Below are 3,799 nucleotides of genomic sequence, written 5' to 3'. Positions count from 1 at the left end.
CTTGCTGGCGGCGGAGGGAGTCTGGGCCCACACTGGCGTGCCGGCCACCATCATCAGGGCCGCCATCAGGGAGAGCGGGGTACGACGCTTCATGCGGTCCTCGCGGGTCGTTTGGGAATGCACGGGCTTCTAACCCGGGTTGCCCCCCGGGCCATCCCGAACGGTGGCACTCCGAGCAACCCGGCGTCGCTGAAGTGACAGCCACGGGGACGGGCAAGCATCGTCGGCCGCGCGCGTTAGTAGTAAGCACCCCTTGCCAGGGCCGTACCCTGTCTCTCCCGGGCATCAGGAGTCCCTTCGGATGAAACGATTCTTCATCGGCGCGCTGGCCTTCGTGGGCGCGCTGTCTGTCCTCTTCGTGGTGGGCCTCGTGGGCCTGATGCTGCTCGCCTCCGCGAGCAAGCCCGGGGTGCCCTCCAACCTGGTGCTGGAGCTGGACCTGGAGGACCCGCTGGCGGAGCACGGGGGAGGGGACTCGCTGATGGGGGCCTTTGGCGAGGAGCCCACCACGGTGCGTGACGTGGTGGAGGCGCTGGAGAAGGCCGGAGACGACACGCGCGTGAAGTCCCTGCTGGTGCGCATTGGCCATCCGGGGACGCCGGCCGCCACGCAGGAGCTGCGCGACGCGGTGAAGGCCTTCCGCGCCAAGGGCAAGAAGGCGGTGGCGTACTCCGACACCTTCGGCGAGCTGGGCAACAGCACGCTGGGCTACTACCTGGCGTCCGCCTTCGACGAAATCTACATCCAGCCGTCGGGTGACGTGAACATCAACGGGCTCGCCTTCGAGCTGCCCTTCGCGCGCGAGGCCTTCTCCAAGCTGGGCGTGACGCCGCGCTACTTCGCCCGCTACGAGTACAAGAACGCCATCAACTCCTACACGGAGCAGGACTACACGGCGCCGCACCGCGAGGCCACCGAGCGCTTCACCAACAGCCTCTTCGGCCAGATTGTGCGCGGCATCGCCGAGGACCGCGGGCTGACGGAGGACGTCGTGCGGAGCCTCATCGACAAGGCGCCGCTGATGGCGCAGGAGGCGCTGGAGGCGAAGCTGGTGACGGGGCTGCGCTACCGGGACGAGGTGCTCGGCGGGCTGGAGGCGCAGGCCGGCGAGGGCGCGCGCTTCCTCTACGTGAAGAAGTACCTGGAGCGCGCCGGCAGGCCGAACGTGTCCGGGGACACCATCGCCCTGGTGTACGGCGTGGGCGAGGTGATGCGCGGGAAGAACCAGTCCAACCCGCTGTCGGGCGGACAGTCCATGGGCGCGGAGAGCGTCGCCGCGGCGCTGCGCAAGGCCACCGAGGACTCGCGGGTGAAGGCCATTGTCTTCCGCGTGGACAGCCCGGGCGGCAGCTACGTGGCCAGCGACACCGTGCGCCGCGAGGTGCAGCGCGCGAAGGAGGCGGGCAAGCCCGTCATCGTCACCATGGGCAGCTACGCCGCCAGCGGTGGCTACTTCGTCGCCATGGAGGCGGACCGCATCGTCGCGCATCCGGGCACGTTCACCGGCAGCATCGGCGTGTACGCGGGCAAGTTCGTCACGGCGGGCTTCTGGGAGAAGCTGGGGGTGAACTTCGACAGCGTGGCCGTGGGGAAGAACGCGGAGATGTTCGGCACGGACGCGGACTACACGCCGGAGCAGCAGGCCCGCATGGACGCGGCGCTGGACCGCATCTACGCGGACTTCACGACGCGCGCGGCGGCCAGCCGGAAGCTCCCGCTGGAGAAGCTGCAGTCGCTGGCCAAGGGCCGCGTGTGGACGGGTGAGGACGCCCTGGCGCACGGGCTGGTGGATGCGCTGGGCGGCTACCCGAAGGCGCTCGAGTTGGCGAAGGAGGCCGCGAAGCTGCCGGCCGACGCCCGCGTCAACGTGGAGGTGTATCCGCGCAAGAAGCCCGCGTCCGCCGTCCTCTCCGAGCTGCTGGGCCAGACGGGCGACAACAGCGAGGACGACGCCGCCTCCATCAGCGTCCTGTCCCCGTGGACCCATCTGGTGGCGGGCGTGCGCAAGGTGTACGCGGTGGGCGCGCGGATGGGCCTCTTCGAGGGCACGCGCGGCGAGCTCTACGCCCCCCTGCCCGAGGCGAGCTGGTAGCGCGTCCTCCCAGGACGCGGACGCGTGGCGCCGAGACGCTCCGGCACCGTGCTTTCCGGGTTGTCGGGCCGGCGACGGCCCGGCGCTTCGCAACGCACTTGAGGACAGGGCGACCATCGGGTAGCAGACGCCCGCGTGCGGCGAGCGGACTGGGGCTTCGGTCCCCGCCTTGCAAGTGGCGCGGCGACGGAAGCGTCTGTCGCCTGCCGGGAAGCTCCCGGGCGAATGGAAGCGTAGAAGACATTGTGACCTTCCCGGACTCGGGCTGCCCCATGGGGCTGGCGGCCAGGGCGGAAGGCGTGAGGGGGACGAGATGAAGAAGCGACTGGGTGACATCCTGCTGGAACGGGGTGTGGTGGACGCGTTGCAGCTCCACTCGGCGCTGGCGTACCAGCGCAAGTGGGGCGTGCCGTTGGGGCAGGTGGTGGTGGACCAGCGCTTCAGCACCACGCAGCAGGTCCTGGAGGCCCTGGCGCTCCAGGCGGGGATGCAGACGGTGGACCTGGACGTCCAGCCGCCGGACGCGAGCCTGACGTGGTTGATTCCGGAGCGCGTGGCGGAGGCGCACCGGGTGGTGCCGCTGAAGCTGGAGGGGCAGGGGGGCCGGGACTCGGTGCTGGTGGTGGCCATCGCCGCCCCCGCCAGTCTGGCGTCCCTGGACGCGGTGAAGAGCGTGTCCGGCAAGCCGCGCGTGGTGGCGAAGCTGGCGTCGGATGCGGCCATCCGCCGGGCCATTGGCCGGCTCTACCGGGGCGAAACCGGTGAGGCGGTGCCCCGGCGGTCCGGCATGGAGAGCTTCTCACTGCCCGAGGCCGACGAGAGCATGCCCATGGTGCTCGGCGGCAGCATGGCGGAGCTGACGAACATGGAGGACCCTGGCGGCGATGACGGGCTGCCGCTGCTGTCCTCGCTGGAGGATGTCGTCGCGCAGCCGCAGGCGGTCCCGTCGCGGATGGAGCGGCTGGTGCAGGCCATCCGCGCCATGCCCGCGGAGGTGGCGCAGCCCACGCCGCAGGTGCAGGACTCGCGGGCCGTGCCTGCTGGTTCGACGGTGGGAGCGCACGCCGCGTCGGCTCGGCCGCCGTCTTCGAAGGCCCCGTTCTCCGCCCAGGCCGTGCAGCTCGCCGCGAGGACGCGTGCGCCCGTGGTGCCCGTGCTCACGGCCGCGCAGCCGGTGCCCATGGCGCAGGTGCTCGTGTACGGGTGGGGCGCGGAGGCCAGCGCGGGAATCGTGCGCGTCCTGTCCGAGGCGGGCCTGGGCGCGCGCGTCGCCAGCACGGCGGAGCTGCTCGCGGCGAATGAGGCGCAGGTGGTGGTGGCGCCGCTGCCGTCCATGGAGGCGCTGCGCCAGCAGGTTCACGCGCGAGTGCTGGTGGCGGGCAAGACGCCGGAGCAGGACCTGCCGCGTGCCCAGGCGGTGGGCGCCCGGGGCTTCCTCGCCGCTCCCGTGGACCCGGACCTGCTCCTGCGCGCCGTGCGGCGGTTGGCGGGGGACGCGGGCCTCAAGCGGGCCAGTTGAACCGTCACGCGGCCCAGCCAGGGGTGGCGACGGAGGCTCCGGCCGCGTCGCCATGAACTTCGTATCCGCTGCACGAGCCCCGTCTTCCGTAAGCCCAGGCGGACGTTCAAGCTGACGGGGTGAACGGGACGCTTTCAGCGCGGCGACGACTGCTCTTCGGACGAGGCCAGAGCCGGCTCCGGGACGGT

The 3,799-nt window shown here is 71.4% G+C and carries 2 protein-coding genes; both read left to right on the top strand.

Going from position 1 to position 3,799, the window contains the following annotated elements:
• Window positions 1–301 precede the first annotated feature (301 nt).
• Complete coding sequence (gene sppA / locus G4D87_RS34935) at window positions 302–2,092, top strand: signal peptide peptidase SppA (RefSeq protein ID WP_163787005.1); 1,791 nt, start codon at window positions 302–304, stop codon at window positions 2,090–2,092.
• 313 nt (window positions 2,093–2,405) lie between these two features.
• The gene (locus tag G4D87_RS34930) at window positions 2,406–3,611 is read left to right on the top strand and encodes a GspE/PulE/PilB domain-containing protein (protein ID WP_163787003.1); all 1,206 of its coding nucleotides are present in this window, start codon (window positions 2,406–2,408) and stop codon (window positions 3,609–3,611) included.
• Window positions 3,612–3,799: the final 188 nt, after the last annotated feature.

It is taken from the genome of Myxococcus vastator, from assembly GCF_010894475.1.
Classification (GTDB): domain Bacteria; phylum Myxococcota; class Myxococcia; order Myxococcales; family Myxococcaceae; genus Myxococcus; species Myxococcus vastator.
The sequence above is the reverse complement of the archived record's forward strand: the minus strand, read 5'-3'. Positions and strand labels throughout refer to the sequence as shown.